Consider the following 16,287-nt stretch of genomic DNA (forward strand, 5'->3'; position numbering starts at 1 on the left):
AAAGAGGAAGGCTACTGACAATACCCCGTCAGTTGGCTCATTTTATAAGACTACCTATCGACTTGAAAATCAACCATTTCCTCTCCTGCTTTCAAGGCGAGGGCGATAGGCAACTGACATGGGTTACGCAGAAAATCTCTGGCTCTTCTTCATCCTCCTATTGGGCATCATCATCGTACCGGGCATGGACATGCTGTTCGTGCTCGCCAATTCACTGACCGGCGGCAGCAATCGCGGTCTTGCCGCGACAGGCGGCATCATGCTCGGCGGTGCGGTGCACTCGCTGAATGGCGCCATCGGCATCGGCTTGCTGATGCATTTCGTGCCCATCCTTTTCAATCCGCTGCTTGTTATCGGCGGAGCCTACATGGCCTTCATCGGCTATACGCTGATGCGCAGTTCCATCACGGTGGGAGGCGACGGGCCGGCCGGCAGCCGCTCTGCCTGGAAAGCCTTCCGGCGGGGAGCGGTCACTTGCCTCATCAATCCCAAGGCCTATCTCTTCATCTTTGCCGTGTACCCGCAGTTTCTGAAGCCCGAATATGGTCCGATGTGGATACAGGCCGTCATCATGGGAGCCATGACCATCGCGACGCAATTTGCCATTTACGGCGGACTTGCCATTACTGCCGGGCGCAGCCGCGATCTGCTGGTCGCCAATCCCAGGGCAACCGCATTCGCAGGCCGCGCAGCTGGGCTGCTCCTTGTCGCAGTTTCGGTGTTCACAGTATGGGAGGGCCTGAAATTGGCGTGAGGGCTGATGCGGCGAATGCGTGTGTCTATTGCATGACACTGATTTCACTCAGCTCTCACTACTTTGTGACTTCATTGCCGGAAAGGAAATCGGCAAACATGTCGCCGTAATCATGCGCCGGGCCGCACGCGCGGTCCTGATCACTCGGAGAGAGGTAGGAGAACGAAATGAAGTGGAAAGCGATTGTGATGGCGACGGCCCTAGCCGGCATCGCACTGGGTTCGGTCGTCGCGGCCGATGGCACGCATGACTCCCGTATCGGCATGATGAAGAAGATCGGCGGCGCCACCGGGGCTCTTGGCGCGATCGCCAAGGGCGACAAGCCCTATGACGCCGATATCGTAAAGGCGTCGCTGACGACGATCGCCGAAACCGCCAAGGCCTTCCCGGATCAGTTCAATCCGCAGAGCGACAAGACCGATCCCGAGGTCAATCCGAAGATCTGGGACAATCTCGATGACTTCAAGGCCCATGCCGCCAAGCTTTCGACCGATGCCGAGACGGCGCTCGCCCAGCTTCCTGCCGATAAGGCCGGCGTCGGCGCGACGCTGAAGACCCTCGGCGCTAGCTGTGGCGCCTGTCATCAGGCCTATCGCATCAAGAAGGACTAAGCGGTAGGTCGGCCTCGCCCAGAGCAATTCTGGGAAAACTGCGCAGCGGTTTTCCGTCCGGAATTGCGTAAAGGCTCTAAATATCGATTTTGGCGTCCGCACCGGTTCTGCCGGCGCGGAGCCTTATAACCAGAGCTGAGGCGAGGGGTGGAATGATGGCGCGGTTTATTCGATGGCTGCTTTGCCTTTTCGGCGTGATCATCCTCGGCAGCGGCGCGTTTTACGTCATCACCGCGCCGTCGCCTTTGCCGGCGAGCCATTGGGCCAATCTCGGTGATCCAGATGTCAAGAACGGCGAGATGGTCTTCTGGGCGGGCGGCTGCACGAGCTGTCATGCCGCTCCCGGCGCGCAAGGCGACGCCAAGTTGGTGCTTTCGGGTGGTCTGGCGCTGACGAGTCCCTTCGGAACCTTCCATGTCCCGAATATCTCGCCGGATGAGAAGGCGGGGCTCGGAACCTGGACGCTTGCCGATTTCGGCAATGCCATGAAGCGCGGCGTCGGTAAAAACGGCGACCACCTCTACCCGTCCTTTCCCTACGGCTCCTACACCCGCATGAGCGACAAAGACATCAACGACCTCTGGGGCTTCCTGAAGACGTTGCCGAAGAGCAGCAATGTCGCGCCTCCGCACGAGCTGTCCTTTCCCTTCAATATTCGGCTGGCGCTGGGCGGCTGGAAGTTCCTCTATCTCAACGACCAGCCGCGCGTCGTGCTTGCCAATGCCGACGAGAGGGTCAAGCGTGGTCAGTATCTCGTGGAAGGGCCGGGCCATTGCGGCGAATGCCATACGCCACGTGACGGCCTCGGCGGCTTCGTGAGCGGCCAATGGCTGGCTGGCGCGCCCAATCCGGAGGGCAAGGGCCAGATCCCAGATATTACCCCGGATTCCAAGGCGATCGGCAGTTGGAGCGCCGGCGACATCGCCAACTACCTCGAAACCGGCTTCACCCCGGATTATGACTCGGCCGGCGGCTCGATGGCCGAAGTCCAGCAAAACATCGCCCACCTGCCGGCGACCGACCGCGAGGCGATCGCGGCCTATCTGAAGGCGTTGCCGGCGAAGTGAAGCTCAAGCGGCGCCCGAGCGCTTGGCGAGATAGAGATGCGTTTCGTAACGCAGCTCGAATACGCCGCCATGCGCGTTGATGGCATCAGCAAGCTCGGAAAGCAGCGTTTCCCGCTGATCCTCGGTCAAAAGCCGGTAGCTTGAGAGCGTCCGCAAAAGGTCGGTATAGCTTTGTGCCGTGTGCGAGCGGCTCCAGGAATAGCAATGATGCGCAGGAGCTTCGAAGTGGTCGGACTGCCGCAGCTCCCGAGCAAAGGGGCCATCCGGGAGATACCAGGCTTCCACGGGCGGGCCGGCGAGTTGCGGGGCATGGCGGGCATAAATCTCAGCGAACTTTTCTGACAGCGGCGGTTCCGGCTTCATCGGCACATTGCCGAAGACAGCGAGCGTTCCTTCCGGCGCGAGGAGGGCGGCAGTCCTGGCGAAGCGCAATCCCGGTGAAACCCAATGGAAGGATTGTGCCGCGAATATCAGCCTGAAGCTCTCCGGCTTGCCCGGCCATGCTTCGAAGGTGGTTTGCTCGAACCGCACTCGCGGAAATTCCGCCAATCTTTCCTGAGCAACTGCAATCAGTTCCGCGCCGGGATCAAGCGCGAGAACCGAGAGGCCATGGCGAGCAAAGCCCTCAGTCGCCTGTCCGGTGCCGCAGCCGATTTCGAGAACCTGATCCTTGGCGTCCAGCCCGGCAAAATCGATGACATCGGCAAAAAGCGCATCGGAATAGAGCGGGCGGGAAGCATTGTAGAGGCTGGCGACGCCATCGAATGTGAACCGTTGTTCCAAGTCGCATCTCCAGTTGCAGATCGAAGCCGACAGCCATTTTTCTAGCGCATTTCCGGTCAAGCTTGTAGCCACAGGATTCGGCAACAGGAAAGGGTAGTCGTGGACGCAAGGGTGGCGCGGAAGGTTCCTTATTTCAGCCAATGGGAAACGCCTGACATGACGCTGGCGGTCGTGGCTGAGGGTGCACAATCGGCCTTGCTGAAGGACCCGCTCTGGGCATCATCCGGCGCAAGCAGCATCGAGGATTATGCCCGCTGGGCCGGCAATCTCTGTGGCATGGCCTGCCTGAAGATGGTGCTTGCCGCCCGCACCGGCAAAACCATCCCGATCATGGATCTGGCAATGGGCTGCCGGGATTATGGCGGCTATGTCGAGGAGGCGGATGGCCGGATCAAGGGATTAATCTATGCGCCGTTCGTCCCATTCGTTAAGGCTCGCTTCGATCTGGATGCCCGGGTCGTCACTGGGATTTCCGTCGCCGACATCGCTGATATCCTCGACCAGTCGGAGTTCTTCATCGCGTCGGTGCATCATTCGATCCGCTGGCCAGAGACCGAGCCGCCGGCCAAAGGCGGCCATCTCGTGCTGGTGACGGCCATCGACGGAAACAGCATCCGCTTCCACAATCCCTCCGGTCACGTCGATGCGACGCGCGAGGATGCAGAGATGCCGCTGGAGGTATTCGAGAGGTTCTTTGCAGGCCGCGGGATCGCCATCGATCGCTAAAGCATTTCCAGGCACATACCAGAAAAGCGCTATAGTGAGTCTTCGAAGGCGATCCTCTTAAAGGCCGGCATCAGGCCAGAGCCTGCAGGTAGCGCATACCGGTGACCGGACGCGGCTTGAAATCCATGTTTTCGTAGAAGCGGTGGGCCTGGAGATTCCCCGTCGCGGCGCCGACCGAAAGATAGCTGCAGCCGGCCTTGCGGGCGATATCGCGGGCGCGGTCGACGAGATGCTGCCCGACGCCATGGCCGCGATGGCCGTCACGCACGAAGAGATGGTGCAGATCCATGCCACGCTGTCCCTCTTGCGCCTTGTAGAGCGGCACGAGGATGGCGTAGCCGATCAGCCCCTGTTCGCCTTCGGCAACAAGCGCCGTGATCCACGGCATAGGACCGAAGAGATCGCGCTCAAGCTGCTCGGGCGTGGTGCCGGAGGGGTCGCCATGATGGGCGGCGAGCAGCCGGATCATGTCGTTGAGCTCAGGCAGGTCGCGCGGCTGCGCATTGCGAATGGTCAGAACCGGAGGGCGGAGAAGTGAGATGTCGCTATCGTCTAGCATGGCATTTTGCGTCCTTGTTTTTCAAATGAGCCGTCAGGACGCTGCCGATACAACAAAGCCGCCTGACGGCGGCTTGTTGACATATGATCTGTCTTGGCCGCCCTCTACAGGTACAGCCAAAAATACGAGCAATTATGGAGCGCGTGCGTGATCATGGGCGCATCAATGATCTGGTTCAGCGCGTTTGTCAATGGGGCCTCAATGCTCGTGTTCGCACAGGCCGTGATCGGAGAGTGCGCGAATGACATAGCAGTCTTCGATGCTGTGGCCGTCGCAATGCGAAACGATGCGCTCCAGTTCGTGCTCCAGCTTCTTCAGGCGTGCGATCTTGGTACGAACGTCATCGAGATGCTCCTTGGCGATACGGTCGGCGCCGACGCAGGGACGGTCCGGATGCTGGCTGAGCGAGATCAGCTCCTTGATGGCGTCGATCGTCAGGCCGAGGTCGCGGCCGTGGCGGATAAAGGCGAGGCGCTCAAGATCGGCTTTGGAATAACGCCGCTGATTGCCTTCGCTGCGTTCCGGCTCCGAGATCAACCCCATCTGCTCGTAATAACGGATCGTCGGCACTTTCACGCCGGTCCGCCTGGATAGATCGCCGATCGTCAGCATTGCATGCCTCTCCAATACCTCTAGTCTCTAGAGAAATATATGCGGCTGTCGGCGCAAAATTGCAAGGTCAGGTGGAGCGCCAACCGGCCCCGGATAGTCCTCCGGCTTTTTCATTGCCCAGGCCGTCGCCGCAAGAAGGTGCTTCCAATGTGTCGTCATTAATACTATACCCCCCTATATTATAATTGAGGCCACGATGTCCCATACTATTCGTCAGCAAGCCAAGCTCCTCTCACGCGTCCGCCGCCTCAAAGGGCAGATGGAAGCGGTGGAGCGGGCGCTCGAGGCCGAGCGTCCCTGCGGGGAAATCTTGCAGTTGCTCGCCTCCATTCGCGGCGCCCTGACGGGACTGACCGGGGAGGTTCTGGAAGACCATCTGCAGGAGCATGTGCTGCATGCCGAAAGCGAAGAGGCCCGTCGTCAGGCGGTGGATGAGATAGCCGACGTGCTGAAGACCTATCTGCGGTGACCAAAGCATGTCGCGCAAAAGTGTGCGGCGGTTTTGCGATAACGACATGCGAAAAATCGAAGGCATAAAACGCTAGGAGCGCATCTGAAAGATCGCGACGCGTTTTATGGTTTCAGGCGTTCAACGAGAAAGTAAAGTCATGAGTATTTCCTCCGAAATGGGCCACAGCCACGTTTTTCTGGGCTCCGACCACCAGCGTAACGAACGCCGCATCTGGCTCGTTATCGCGCTCACAGCGGTCATGATGGTGGTCGAGATCGGCGCGGGCACGATCTATGGCTCGATGGCGCTGCTCGCCGATGGCTGGCATATGTCGACCCATGTCAGCGCCATGCTGATCTCGGCGCTTGCCTATCTCTACGCCCGCCGGCATGTGCATAATGCACGCTTTACCTTCGGCACCGGCAAGTTCGGCGATCTCGCGGGCTTTGCCAGCGCGATCGTGCTCGCGCTGATCGCGCTGATCATGGGCTGGGAGAGTATTCTGAGATTGCTCGACCCGGTGGCGATCAACTTCCGGGAAGCCATTGCCATTGCTGTTGTCGGCTTTATCGTCAATCTCGTCAGCGCATGGCTTCTGCGCGACGATCACAGCCATCACCACCACGGCCATGCCGGCCACGGGCACAGCCATGGCCACGCCCACGATCATGACCATCATCACGAGCATGGTGACGATCATCACCACCACGATCATGGTCAAAAAGGTGGTAGGGATAACAATCTGCGCTCTGTCTATGTCCATGTCATCGCCGACGCGATGACCTCGGTTCTCGCCATCATGGCCCTGCTGCTCGGCAGCCGTTTCGGCTGGACCTTCCTCGATCCGATCATGGGCATTGTCGGCGGCCTGGTCATTCTGCAATGGGCATGGAGCCTGCTGCGTAGTTCCGGCGCCGTTCTCCTGGATTTCATCCCGCAGGGTGAGGATCTGCCCGAGGAGATCCGTGAGGCGATCGAGACGGACGAAGATCGCATCACCGATCTCCATGTGTGGCAGGTCGGCCCCGGACATCATGCCGCGATCGTCGCGGTCGCAACGCCCGTCTCGCGCGATCCGTCCTTCTACAAGGCGCGGCTTGCCGAGATCCACGAACTCTCGCACGTGACGGTCGAAGTTACCGTCGACAAGGCGGCATAGAATCCGTTAGCAATCGGTCAGGTCAGAGGCTTGCCACATTCCTCGCATAGCCCAAGACCTGCCGATTCTGCTGGAGGCCTCTCACATGCCCACATTGCTCACGCGCCGCCGCCTCATGGCTGGCTCGGCGCTGCTTCTTCCCGCCGTGACGCTCGGCCCCGGTAGGCTTTTCGCTGAGGATAGCGGCGCATCGCCGCCTCCCGCGGCAACTGACAATTCGGCAACGCCCGACGCCGGCGGCCAGAGCCCGCAAGGCGACAGCGGAGCGCAGGACAATTCGCAGCTGTCCGACGATGTCGACAAGCAGCTTGCCGATCTGGAAAAGAAGACCGGCGGTCGTCTCGGCGTCTCCGTGCTCGATACCGAGACCAATATTTCCCTCGGCCATCGGGAAGAGGAGCATTTCCCTCTTTGCAGCACCTACAAGGCGCTTGCTGCCGGCTTCGTGCTGGCGCGCGTCGATCAGGGCACGGAAAAGCTCGACCGCCGTGTCACCTATGGCAAGGATAAGGTGGTCACCTATTCGCCGGAGACCGAAAAGCATGCCGGCGGCGATGGGATGACCATCGCCGAGCTCTGCGCAGCCGCGATCACGCTGAGCGACAATACGGCCGGCAATCTTCTGCTCGAAAGTTTCGGCGGACCTGCCGCGTTGACCTCGTGGCTGCGCACCACAGGCGATACCGAGACCCGCCTCGACCGCAACGAGCCGGATGTCAACCAGGCCGTCAAGGACGACCCTCGCGATACGACGACGCCGGATGCGATGCTGGATTCGATCGGCCTTCTGACACTCGGCAATACGCTGTCGGAAACATCGAGGGATCAGCTGGTCAACTGGCTGGTCGCCAACACGACGGGCAACAACCGCTTGCGCGCGGGCTTGCCGAAGGATTGGAAGGTCGGCGATAAGACCGGCACAGGCAACAACGGTTCCTATGCCGATATCGCCGTCATCTGGCCGCCGGATCGGGGTGCGATCTTGGTTACGACCTTTGTTGCCGAGGCGACCGCGCCTGCAAAGGATGTAGAGGCGGTGTTTGCCGAGATCGGCAAGATCGTCGTCGACATGGTAGGGCAATAGCGAGATATCGCTAATGAAAACAATAGGATGCGAGCGATATGTGAATCAGCTCGGCATTGCCTTCAAGTGGTTTGGCAATTGACTAAGACGAGCGCCAGTGTCGAGGCCGCACTGTTCGTTTCCTGATCGCTATCACCATCGGCATTGCCGGCGCCGAGCTTCTGCTTGATCTCATCGGCAATCTGGTCGTTGATTGCCTTCTGCTCGTCGGCCGGCAAGGACTTGAACGAATCTTCCGTCAGGCCATGTGCCTCGAGATATTGAGCGCGGATCTTCTGGGAAGGAGTCATATTCGCCCATTTGGCAAACTCCTCGAGAATATCCTGATCGGATTGCCCGCTAGACGATGCCGAGCTGCTTCCGTCTGCAGCCGTCGCGCTATTCTGATCGCTGCCACCATCCGATGTCGAGGACGAGTCGCTGCCGAACTGGCTGAGCCACAGGCCGGATGAAATGGAGGAGGGGACACCGCTGGACGCGATGGAGGGCCCCTGCGAATCATCCTGCTGGCCGTCGCTATCATCAGGCAGCGAGAAGGGCGTGCTGTCGTCGCCGTCGCTGCTCTGCGAGCTGCGGATCGGCGTGCTGAAATAGTTTTGAGTGCTGCTGTGCACTTTCATCGCAATATCTCCCCAGCGGTTGCGAGGACGATGACTCTGCAAGCCTGTGTGGAGCTTATCGCTCAAGCTTCCTCAAGTGCCGCAGAAAGTCTGAAGCACCCGTTCCGTCGGCAGTGGCGGCTCGGCAAAAGACGCAAAAGCAGGCTGATCCTGATAAGGAGTTGCCAGCACCTTCAGCAACGCTTCAAACAATGAGAAATCGCCATCCTCGACCGCAGCTCGGATGGCCTGCTCGATTCGGTGATTGCGGGGAATGAAGGCCGGATTGACCTTGCGCATCGCCGCCGCCCGTATTGCCGGCGTCTGCGGATCGCGAGCAAGCCGCTCCCGCCAGCGTTCGAGCCAAGGTGCTGCTGCTTGCGGATCGTTGAACGTGGCGGCAAAATCTGTCACCTCGTCGTCTGCGGTGAGTGCCGCAAGTTGGCGGAAGGTGAGGGTGAAATCAGCGCCCTGCTGCATCGTCGCCAACAGCGACTGGATCAGCTCGAGATCGCCGTCTTCCTCGCTCGCAAGCCCGATCTTGGCGCGCATGCCGGTAAGCCAATAGGCCTGAAAACGTTCGCCATAAGCTTTGATGACCGTGTTCGCTAGATCGATTGCCGCATCGACGGAGGGGTCGATCAGCGGAATCAGCGTTTCGCCGAGGCGCGCCAGATTCCATTGGCCAATGGCCGGCTGGTTGGCATAGGCATAGCGGCCGTTGCGGTCGATGGACGAGAACACGGTCGCCGGATCATAGGCATCCATGAAGGCGCAGGGGCCGAAATCGATCGTCTCGCCCGATACGGTCATATTGTCGGTGTTCATCACGCCGTGGATGAAGCCGACATGCAGCCAGCGCGCGATCAATGAAGCTTGCCGATCGGCTACGGCTTCCAGCAGTGCAAGATAAGGGTTCTTGCGGTCTCTGATTTCCGGGTAATGCCGGGCAATGACGTGATCCGCCACGGTCCGCACGCTCTCCGTATCGCCCCGCGCCGCAAAGAACTGGAAGGTGCCGACGCGGATATGACTTGCCGCCACGCGGGTAAATACCGCACCAGGCAGCACCTCTTCGCGATAGACAGGCTCGCCTGATATCACGGCAGCAAGCGCCCGCGTTGTCGGAATGCCGAGCGCATGCATGGCCTCGCTGACAATATATTCACGCAGAACCGGGCCGAGTGCCGCGCGCCCATCGCCGCGGCGGGAAAACGGCGTTGGCCCCGAACCCTTCAGCTGGATGTCGCGGCGCTTGCCGCTGCGATCCTTCACCTCGCCGAGAAGGATGGCACGGCCGTCGCCGAGCTGGGGAACGAAATTGCCGAACTGATGGCCGGCATAGGCCATGGCAATCGGCCGCGATCCCGGCAGCAGCTCGTTGCCCGAAAAGATCGCCGCCGCATTTTGCTTCAGCGTTTCCACATCCAGCCCGAGTTCCCGTGCCAGCACCTCGTTGAATTTGATCAACTGCGGTGCGGCAACCGGCGTCGGCGCCTGATCCGCGAAAAACTGCGGCGGCAGGCGCGCGTAGCTGTTGTCGAAGGCGACCGTCGGCGCCCGAAGCGCGGCATCATCGTGAAGAGGAGAGCTCATGCTCCTAAAGTAGGGCTGACCGGGTGGCGGCGCAAGGCGCTTGCCCCAGGTAGGAAATCATCCTACTTTATCCTACCAGATGAGGAATTTGCGATGAACGAGAAACTGAGTATCTCTCTCCCGAGCGAAATGGTTGCCGCGATCAAGGCCCGTGTCGATGCGGGCAGCTATGCCTCTACGAGCGAGGTGTTACGGGCGGCAGTCCGGGTCTGGCTACGGGAAGAAGAGGAATATCAGCAGCGGATTGCCGCGATCCGACAGAGAGTGAAAACATCGCTCGATGATCCCAGGCCGAATTTAAGTCTGCAGGATGTAGACGATTGGATCGAGACGCTGGGGGCGGAAAAACAATAACCGTATGAGCGATTTCTGTCGTATTTCGCGAAGCGGCGAAAGCTGATCTTCAGTCATATTCGACTACGTGTTGGAGCAAAGTAAAAGCAGGGGCGCGGCAGAGATTACGCAGCCCTCGTGGCGCGCCCCTAGCCGTTTTCCAACTCCCGCGCCATCTCCGCAAGCTTGCGCACCGTATTGAGATTTCTCGACGTTCCCGCCTTCAGCGCCGGCAGCTTCAGCTTCGATCGTCCCGAGCCATCGGGATAATGCACGTAGATTTCGCGGCCGGCGATATGCACTTCCTCGCCGCCGGGTGCGACGAGTTTGTCGAGTGCATCCGCCGGTGCAGCCTCCTGTAGGAAAGTCACCAGCAGGTAGTTCGGCTTGGCATGCGGGAAGGGCGAATTATCAGCCGCCCTTTCCAGAGCCTCGCGGCCGCGCAGGATCACGCCCGGAGACTTGCCCATCTTGGCCGCCAGCGCCTGTTCGAGCCGAGCCTGCACCGTCGCCTCGTCCTCCCCCGCGCGGAAGACCACGTTTCCGCTCTGGATATAGGTGCGCACATCCTGAAAGCCGATCTCTTCGCACAGGGTCTTGAGATCGGCCATGGATAGCATGCCGGTGCCGCCGACATTGACGGCACGCAGGAGGGCGACGAAAACAGTCATGGCTTCCTCCGCTGTTCGGCCTACATCTTCTCGGCGACCTTGACGGCGAAGGCATATTCGAACGCCACCTCCTCCAGGCGCTGGAAGCGGCCGGAAGCGCCGCCATGGCCGGCATCCATGTTCGTCTTCAGGAGAATAGGCGCGTTGCTCGTCGTCTTGTCGCGTAGCTTGGCGACCCACTTGGCCGGTTCCCAATAGGTGACGCGCGGATCGGTGAGGCCGCCGAGCGCGAGGATCGGCGGGTAGGGCTTCTCGCCGACGTTGTCGTAGGGACTATAGGCGGCGATCTGCTCGTACTCTTCCTTGCTCTCGATCGGATTGCCCCATTCCGGCCATTCCGGCGGCGTCAGCGGCAGCGTGTCGTCGAGCATCGTGTTGAGCACGTCGACGAAGGGCACGGCGGCGACGATGCCGGCGAATTTCTCCGGCGCCATGTTGGCGATGGCGCCCATCAGCATGCCGCCGGCCGATCCGCCCTCGGCAATGATCTTCGCGTAAGAGGTGAACTTCTCCTGATTCAAATAGTCGGCGGCTGCGATGAAGTCCTTGAAGGTATTGGTCTTCTTTTCCATCTTGCCGTCTTCGTACCAGGCGAAACCCTTATCCTTGCCGCCGCGGATATGGGCGATGGCATAGACGAAGCCGCGGTCTGCAAGCGACAGGCAGTTGGTGTTGAAACCGGCCGGGATGGTAACGCCATAGGCGCCGTAACCATAGAGAAGGCAGGGGGCTGAGCCGTCGAGAGGCGTGTCCTTGCGATAAAGCAGCGTCACCGGCACGGTCTCGCCATCCCATGCGGGTGCGAAGACGCGGCGCGTCACATAGTCTTCCGGATTGTGGCCAGAGGGCACTTCCTGCGTCTTCAGCAGGGTGCGCTCGCGCGTCACCATATTGTAATCGTAGAGCTGGCTCGGCGTCGTCATCGAGGAATAGGAGAAGCGGATGACATCCGTATCGTATTCCGCCGCGCCCTGCAGGCCGAGTGCATAGGCTTCCTCTTCGAAGGCGATCGCGTATTCTTCGCCAGTGCGGCGGTCGCGGATGACGATGCGCGGCAGGCCGTCCTTGCGCTCCAGCCAGAGGAGATGGCGGGCATAGGCGAGATGGCTGAGGATCAGAGTGCCCGGCTTATGGGGCACGACCTCACGCCAGTTTTCCTTGCCTGGGTTCTCCGCCGGCGCTTCCATGATCTTGAAATCCTTGGCGTCGCCGTCATTGGTGAGAATGTAGAAGACGTCGCCGCCCTCGCTGATCTCATATTCGATCTCGGTTTCGCGCTCGGCCACGATCTTGGGCTCGGCGGTCAGATCCGAGGTCGGGATGATGCGGTATTCGCTGGTCTCATGATCGTGGATGTCGATGAAGATGTAATCGTCGAGCAGCGAGCCGCCGACGCCCATGAAGAAGCCCGGATCCTCCTCCTCATAGACGAGCCGGTCGTCCGACTGCGGTGTGCCGATGATGTGATGGAAGATCTTCGAAGGGCGATGGTTCTCGTCTTGCAGCGTGTAGAAGAAGCTCTTGCCGTCGGGCGCCCAGACGGCATCGCCGCCGGTGTTCTCGATCACGTCGGGTAGATCTTCGCCGGTCTCGAAATTGCGGATCTTCAGCGTGAAATATTCAGAACCCTTGTCGTCATAGCCCCAGATGCCGAGGCTGTGATCGGAGGAGTGATCGAGGCCTGAAAGGCGGAAATAGGATTTTCCCTCGTTCTCCTTGTCACCATTCAGCAGCAGCTTGCGTTCGCCGCCGTTGCGCGGTTCGCGGAAGAAGTGGGGCTGTTCGCCGCCGGTAACGAAAAGCGTGCCGTAAGCGTAGGGCCCATCCTTCATCGGTATCGAGCTGTCGTCTTCCTTGATGCGGCCCTTCATCTCGGCAAAGAGAACCTTCTGCAGCTCCTTCGTGTCCGCCATTGCGGCGTTCATGTAGGTATTCTCCGCCTCCAGGTGTAACCGGATTTCCGGCGCCAGGATCGACGGGTCCTTGAACATCGCCTGCCAGTTGTCGGCCCGCAGCCACGCATAATCGTCGGTGCGGCTAATGCCGTGACGTGTATCCGTAAATGGCTTCTTCGGAGCTGCAGGCGGGGTGGGGAGATTCTTGAAAACTGACACGGGGGGCGCTTTCTTTGATGTGAAAGTCGGATGTGAAGTGAAGAGAGAAATAGAGGGCAGCGAGGTGAGGTTCAAGCGGCAAGTCTGTTCCTCAAGCTTCATGCAAGCAGCCGATATTAATCTTACTGAGCCCGGCAGCTTGTGGGAGACCCATCGGGGCGCTGCCTTGATGAGACCACATTCTTTATCGAAGTCGGCATACAGTGCGTCGACATAAAGGCGGTCAAAGCCTTCTCTGATGGAGTGAACGCACTCAAATCCAAAACAAAGCAAGGGACCGGTCTTCATGCTGAAACTCTTCGCCATCCTGATTCCACTGGCTAGTCTCGCCACCTCCGCCTTCGCCGTCGATGCGGCTATCAAGAAGCAGTTGGAGAAGCTCGATCCGTCGGAACGAATGGAACAGGCGTGCGACGCAGAGGCCATGAAGCGGATCGGCACGGACAAGACGGGTTTCAAGCCGGACAAGGTGATCGCCTATACATTCGGCGATCCGGATATGCAGCCGGATGCCATGAATGCGCCCGGCGCGGTCTTTCGCAGCAAGGGTGACTGGTATCACCTCTCATATACATGCGTGACCGGGCCGCAGCACATCCATGTCCGCGATCTAAGCTATCAAATCGGCGACAAGGTGCCGCGCGAGGCCTGGCAGGAGCATTATCTTTACGATTGAGCACCCGGATGAAGTATCAGGGCCGCCTCGGACATCACGTCATGGCGGCCATGCTCCGCCCCAGATTTTTTAGGCGCCTTATCGCCGTCTCAGCGATTCCACACGCGTCAGCTCCGACAGGATGTGTTCCTGCACATCGGGTGGCTGCCGGCAAACGGCGTCCGTCAGGTCTCGCAGCGTCGCTCTGAGGCTGTGAAGCTGATCGACCAGATCCATGACGACATCGACGCCAGGTTCATTGACGCCCATCGCGCTGCTGAGATCGAGGATGAGCTGGCCGCGGGCAATGTCGGCGTCACGGAAATTGCGGCCCTGATCGGTGACTTCGGGCACGACCCAGCCTTGAGATATCCAGACTTCCAGCACCGTGGTTTCGATCCGGAGGTGAAGTCGAAACTCGTTCTCGTTCATCGCTTATCCTCCCATGGTCTTTCTGGGATCTTGCTCCTTGCCTGCCTCCCATTCGGAAACGAAGCGCGTCAGCTCGGGGTCCGGCGCATCTGGCAGGACGATCTTCAGCGAGACATAGGCATCGCCGTTGTCCTTGCCGCGCACGGGCGCGCCCTTGCCCTTCAAACGCAGTACCTTGCCCGTATTGGAGTTCGGCGGCAGCGTGACGGTGACAGCTCCGGACGGCGTCGGGACGCGAATCTTGCCGCCGAGCACAGCTTCGGCCAGCGAGATCGGCACTTCCAACCGGATATCGTCGCCATCGCGGGTATAGAAGCGGTGCGGGCGAACATGTACCGCAATCAGTGCATCTCCCGGCTTGCCGCCGTTGAAACCTGGATCACCCTTGCCCTTCAGCCGAAGCGTTTGCCCATCGCGCGTTCCCGGCGGAATTTGAACGTCCAGCGCAGGCCCGTCCGGCAAGCTGATCTGCTTCTTGGCGCCATTGATGGCGTCGAGAAAATCGACTTCCATCGTATAGTGACGGTCTTGACCCTGCATTTGCGATTGGCCTCGGCTGCGACGCGAGAAGAAGCTGGAGAATATATCGTCGGCATCGCCAAAATCGGCAAAGCCGCCCGCATTCTGATAGCGGCCGCGCTGGCCTTCCTGCGCTGCATAATCGCGGTAGTAGTTGCGCGGCGCCTGTTCGGCGCCACTGCTGTCGATTTCGCCGCGGTCGAACCGCGCACGCTTCTCCTCGTCGCCGAGGATGCCATAGGCGGCCGAGACCTCCTTGAATTTGTCCTCGGCCTGCTTGTCGCCGGGGTTGAGGTCCGGATGCAGCTTCTTGGCAAGCTTGCGATAGGCGCTTTGAATATCCTTTTGCGGGGCGTCCCGCTTTACGCCCAAAATTTCATAGGGATCGCGACTCATACATGTCTCTCTTTAGGAGCACGGAAAGATACGCAGATAGTGCTAGGCTAAGCTCATATCAATCGTATCATAGACGCGGTCAGGTTGAAGCTCGTGCTTTGCAGCTTTCATGCCTGGCGCATTTCTGATGTGAAATGGCATGATGCTGCGAGTTTGCCATATTTCCGGCGTGTTGCCGGATGATGGCGAGCGTTGCGGTGGAGATGCATCATCTTCCTGCCGCCAGATTTCGTTTGCTTGACCGATCCGGTGGCCGCCCGATGAAACGCCTTTTGCTGACATCCACGATCCTGCTTGCCGCAAGTGCTGCTTTTGCCGCCCAGCCCGAGCAGCCGCCTGCCGGTTGGCCGCAGCTGCCGCCGAAGGCGCCGGTTTCGAAGGTCAAGCTCGTCGAGCCACATCTGCACGTCGATCGTGCCGGCAAGGGCACACCCCGCATTGCACTTACCTTCGATGCCTGCATGGGCAAGACAGATCCGCGCATCTTGAGCACGCTCGTCGATCAGCGCATCCCGGCGACCATCTTCGTCACCGCGCGCTGGCTTCGGACCAATCCGGACGCATTGAAGGTCTTCCTCGCCCATCCCGATCTCTTCGAACTGGAAAATCACGGGCAGAACCATATTCCGGCCGTCGATATCCCGGCCAAGGTTTACGGTATCGCCGCTGCTGGCTCGCCGCAGGCGGTCGCCCAGGAGGTAAAGGGCGGTGCGGACGCCATGATCGCAGCCGGTGTTCCGCAACCGCACTGGTTCCGCGGCGCGACCGCGAAATACACGCCTGCCGCCATCATGCAGATCCGCGGCATGGGCTATCGGATCGCCGGCTACTCGGTGAATGGCGACAGCGGTTCGCTGCTGCCGGCCAAGATGGTGGAAAAGCAATATGCCTCCGCCAAGGACGGCGATGTCATCATCTCCCACATCAACCAACCGACACATGCGGCAGGCGAGGGTGTCGCGGCCAGCATCCTCGCGCTAAAGGCCAGGGGCGTCGATTTCGTTCGTCTGCAGGATATTCCCGAAAAGGGCGACGACGACACGACCAACTGAGCGGTTGAGTGCTCAAGCAATTCCAGGAAAAGTGCGCAGTATCCGTCTTAGTCAAGCTTGTTGAGGCGTCCAAAAGCGATCTTCCCGGATGAGTGCGTTTGCCAGGACGATTAG

At 59.9% G+C, this 16,287-nt stretch carries 20 protein-coding genes; 10 read left to right on the top strand and 10 right to left on the bottom strand.

The features are described from left to right. Positions 1 to 118 precede the first annotated feature (118 nt). From PH562_RS25345 to PH562_RS25355, 3 genes are all read left to right on the top strand, one after another. Complete coding sequence (locus PH562_RS25345) at positions 119 to 754, top strand: LysE family translocator (RefSeq protein WP_285176492.1); 636 nt, start codon at positions 119 to 121, stop codon at positions 752 to 754. A gap of 167 nt (positions 755 to 921) precedes the next feature. Further along, positions 922 to 1,365 (top strand): c-type cytochrome, encoded by a 444-nt coding sequence (locus PH562_RS25350; RefSeq protein WP_069616043.1) that lies wholly within the window; start codon positions 922 to 924, stop codon positions 1,363 to 1,365. A 152-nt stretch (positions 1,366 to 1,517) separates the two neighbouring features. After that, positions 1,518 to 2,432, top strand: coding sequence for a c-type cytochrome (locus PH562_RS25355; protein WP_285176493.1), 915 nt, complete (start codon positions 1,518 to 1,520; stop codon positions 2,430 to 2,432). 3 nt (positions 2,433 to 2,435) lie between these two features. Here PH562_RS25355 and PH562_RS25360 read toward each other — a convergent pair whose 3' ends face one another. Next, a complete protein-coding gene (locus PH562_RS25360; protein ID WP_285176494.1) occupies positions 2,436 to 3,215 on the bottom strand; it encodes a class I SAM-dependent methyltransferase in 780 nt (259 codons plus the stop codon). A gap of 99 nt (positions 3,216 to 3,314) precedes the next feature. Here PH562_RS25360 and PH562_RS25365 point away from each other — a divergent pair, with 99 nt between their 5' ends. Next, positions 3,315 to 3,941, top strand: a complete 627-nt coding sequence (locus PH562_RS25365) for a C39 family peptidase (protein ID WP_285176495.1) — start codon at positions 3,315 to 3,317, stop codon at positions 3,939 to 3,941. 70 nt (positions 3,942 to 4,011) lie between these two features. Here PH562_RS25365 and PH562_RS25370 read toward each other — a convergent pair whose 3' ends face one another. Then, a complete protein-coding gene (locus PH562_RS25370) occupies positions 4,012 to 4,500 on the bottom strand; it encodes a GNAT family N-acetyltransferase (RefSeq protein ID WP_285176496.1) in 489 nt (162 codons plus the stop codon). A 198-nt stretch (positions 4,501 to 4,698) separates the two neighbouring features. Continuing rightward, positions 4,699 to 5,112 (bottom strand): MerR family transcriptional regulator, encoded by a 414-nt coding sequence (locus PH562_RS25375; protein WP_285176497.1) that lies wholly within the window; start codon positions 5,110 to 5,112, stop codon positions 4,699 to 4,701. A 196-nt stretch (positions 5,113 to 5,308) separates the two neighbouring features. Here PH562_RS25375 and dmeR point away from each other — a divergent pair, with 196 nt between their 5' ends. The 3 genes from dmeR to bla all read left to right on the top strand — a co-directional run bounded on the left by dmeR (position 5,309) and on the right by bla (position 7,806). Beyond that, positions 5,309 to 5,581: a Ni(II)/Co(II)-sensing transcriptional repressor DmeR gene (gene dmeR / locus PH562_RS25380; protein ID WP_015339187.1), complete on the top strand. Its 273-nt coding sequence runs from the start codon at positions 5,309 to 5,311 to the stop codon at positions 5,579 to 5,581. Positions 5,582 to 5,720: 139 nt separating this feature from the next. Beyond that, positions 5,721 to 6,722 (top strand): CDF family Co(II)/Ni(II) efflux transporter DmeF, encoded by a 1,002-nt coding sequence (gene dmeF / locus PH562_RS25385; RefSeq protein ID WP_285176498.1) that lies wholly within the window; start codon positions 5,721 to 5,723, stop codon positions 6,720 to 6,722. 85 nt (positions 6,723 to 6,807) lie between these two features. Beyond that, positions 6,808 to 7,806 carry a class A beta-lactamase gene (gene bla, locus PH562_RS25390; RefSeq protein WP_285176499.1) on the top strand — a complete coding sequence of 333 codons (999 nt, stop codon included), beginning with the start codon at positions 6,808 to 6,810 and terminating at the stop codon, positions 7,804 to 7,806. Positions 7,807 to 7,868: 62 nt separating this feature from the next. Here bla and PH562_RS25395 read toward each other — a convergent pair whose 3' ends face one another. After that, a complete protein-coding gene (locus tag PH562_RS25395; protein WP_285176500.1) occupies positions 7,869 to 8,426 on the bottom strand; it encodes a hypothetical protein in 558 nt (185 codons plus the stop codon). A gap of 72 nt (positions 8,427 to 8,498) precedes the next feature. Further along, a complete protein-coding gene (locus tag PH562_RS25400; RefSeq protein WP_285176501.1) occupies positions 8,499 to 10,001 on the bottom strand; it encodes a protein adenylyltransferase SelO in 1,503 nt (500 codons plus the stop codon). Between the two features lie 93 nt (positions 10,002 to 10,094). Between PH562_RS25400 and PH562_RS25405 the strand changes: the two genes are divergently transcribed. After that, the gene (locus PH562_RS25405) at positions 10,095 to 10,355 is read left to right on the top strand and encodes a ribbon-helix-helix domain-containing protein (RefSeq protein WP_285176502.1); all 261 of its coding nucleotides are present in this window, start codon (positions 10,095 to 10,097) and stop codon (positions 10,353 to 10,355) included. Positions 10,356 to 10,483: 128 nt separating this feature from the next. Here PH562_RS25405 and PH562_RS25410 read toward each other — a convergent pair whose 3' ends face one another. Both PH562_RS25410 and PH562_RS25415 read right to left on the bottom strand, forming a co-directional pair. Further along, on the bottom strand, positions 10,484 to 11,005 hold the full coding sequence (locus PH562_RS25410; protein ID WP_285176503.1) for a DUF1697 domain-containing protein: 522 nt from the start codon (positions 11,003 to 11,005) through the stop codon (positions 10,484 to 10,486). A 20-nt stretch (positions 11,006 to 11,025) separates the two neighbouring features. Further along, a complete protein-coding gene (locus PH562_RS25415; protein ID WP_285176504.1) occupies positions 11,026 to 13,119 on the bottom strand; it encodes a S9 family peptidase in 2,094 nt (697 codons plus the stop codon). Between the two features lie 286 nt (positions 13,120 to 13,405). On the opposite strand from PH562_RS25415, the gene PH562_RS25420 reads away from it, so the two are divergent. Then, positions 13,406 to 13,795: a DUF930 domain-containing protein gene (locus tag PH562_RS25420; protein WP_285176505.1), complete on the top strand. Its 390-nt coding sequence runs from the start codon at positions 13,406 to 13,408 to the stop codon at positions 13,793 to 13,795. A gap of 78 nt (positions 13,796 to 13,873) precedes the next feature. Here the strand turns inward: PH562_RS25420 and PH562_RS25425 are convergent, their stop codons facing one another. From PH562_RS25425 to PH562_RS25435, 3 genes are read right to left on the bottom strand one after another with little or no spacing between them, the layout of a single operon-like run. Beyond that, entirely contained in the window at positions 13,874 to 14,206 is a 333-nt protein-coding gene (locus PH562_RS25425) for a chaperone modulator CbpM (protein WP_285176506.1), read from the bottom strand. A 3-nt stretch (positions 14,207 to 14,209) separates the two neighbouring features. Next, positions 14,210 to 15,121, bottom strand: a complete 912-nt coding sequence (locus tag PH562_RS25430) for a DnaJ C-terminal domain-containing protein (RefSeq protein ID WP_285176507.1) — start codon at positions 15,119 to 15,121, stop codon at positions 14,210 to 14,212. 42 nt (positions 15,122 to 15,163) lie between these two features. Further along, positions 15,164 to 15,403, bottom strand: a complete 240-nt coding sequence (locus PH562_RS25435) for a hypothetical protein (RefSeq protein ID WP_285176508.1) — start codon at positions 15,401 to 15,403, stop codon at positions 15,164 to 15,166. Here PH562_RS25435 and PH562_RS25440 point away from each other — a divergent pair. Further along, complete coding sequence (locus PH562_RS25440) at positions 15,382 to 16,173, top strand: polysaccharide deacetylase family protein (RefSeq protein ID WP_285176509.1); 792 nt, start codon at positions 15,382 to 15,384, stop codon at positions 16,171 to 16,173. The genes PH562_RS25435 and PH562_RS25440 overlap by 22 nt on opposite strands. Positions 16,174 to 16,287: the final 114 nt, after the last annotated feature.

The sequence above is a fragment of the Rhizobium centroccidentale genome (assembly GCF_030182565.1).
Taxonomy (GTDB): Bacteria; Pseudomonadota; Alphaproteobacteria; order Rhizobiales; family Rhizobiaceae; genus Rhizobium.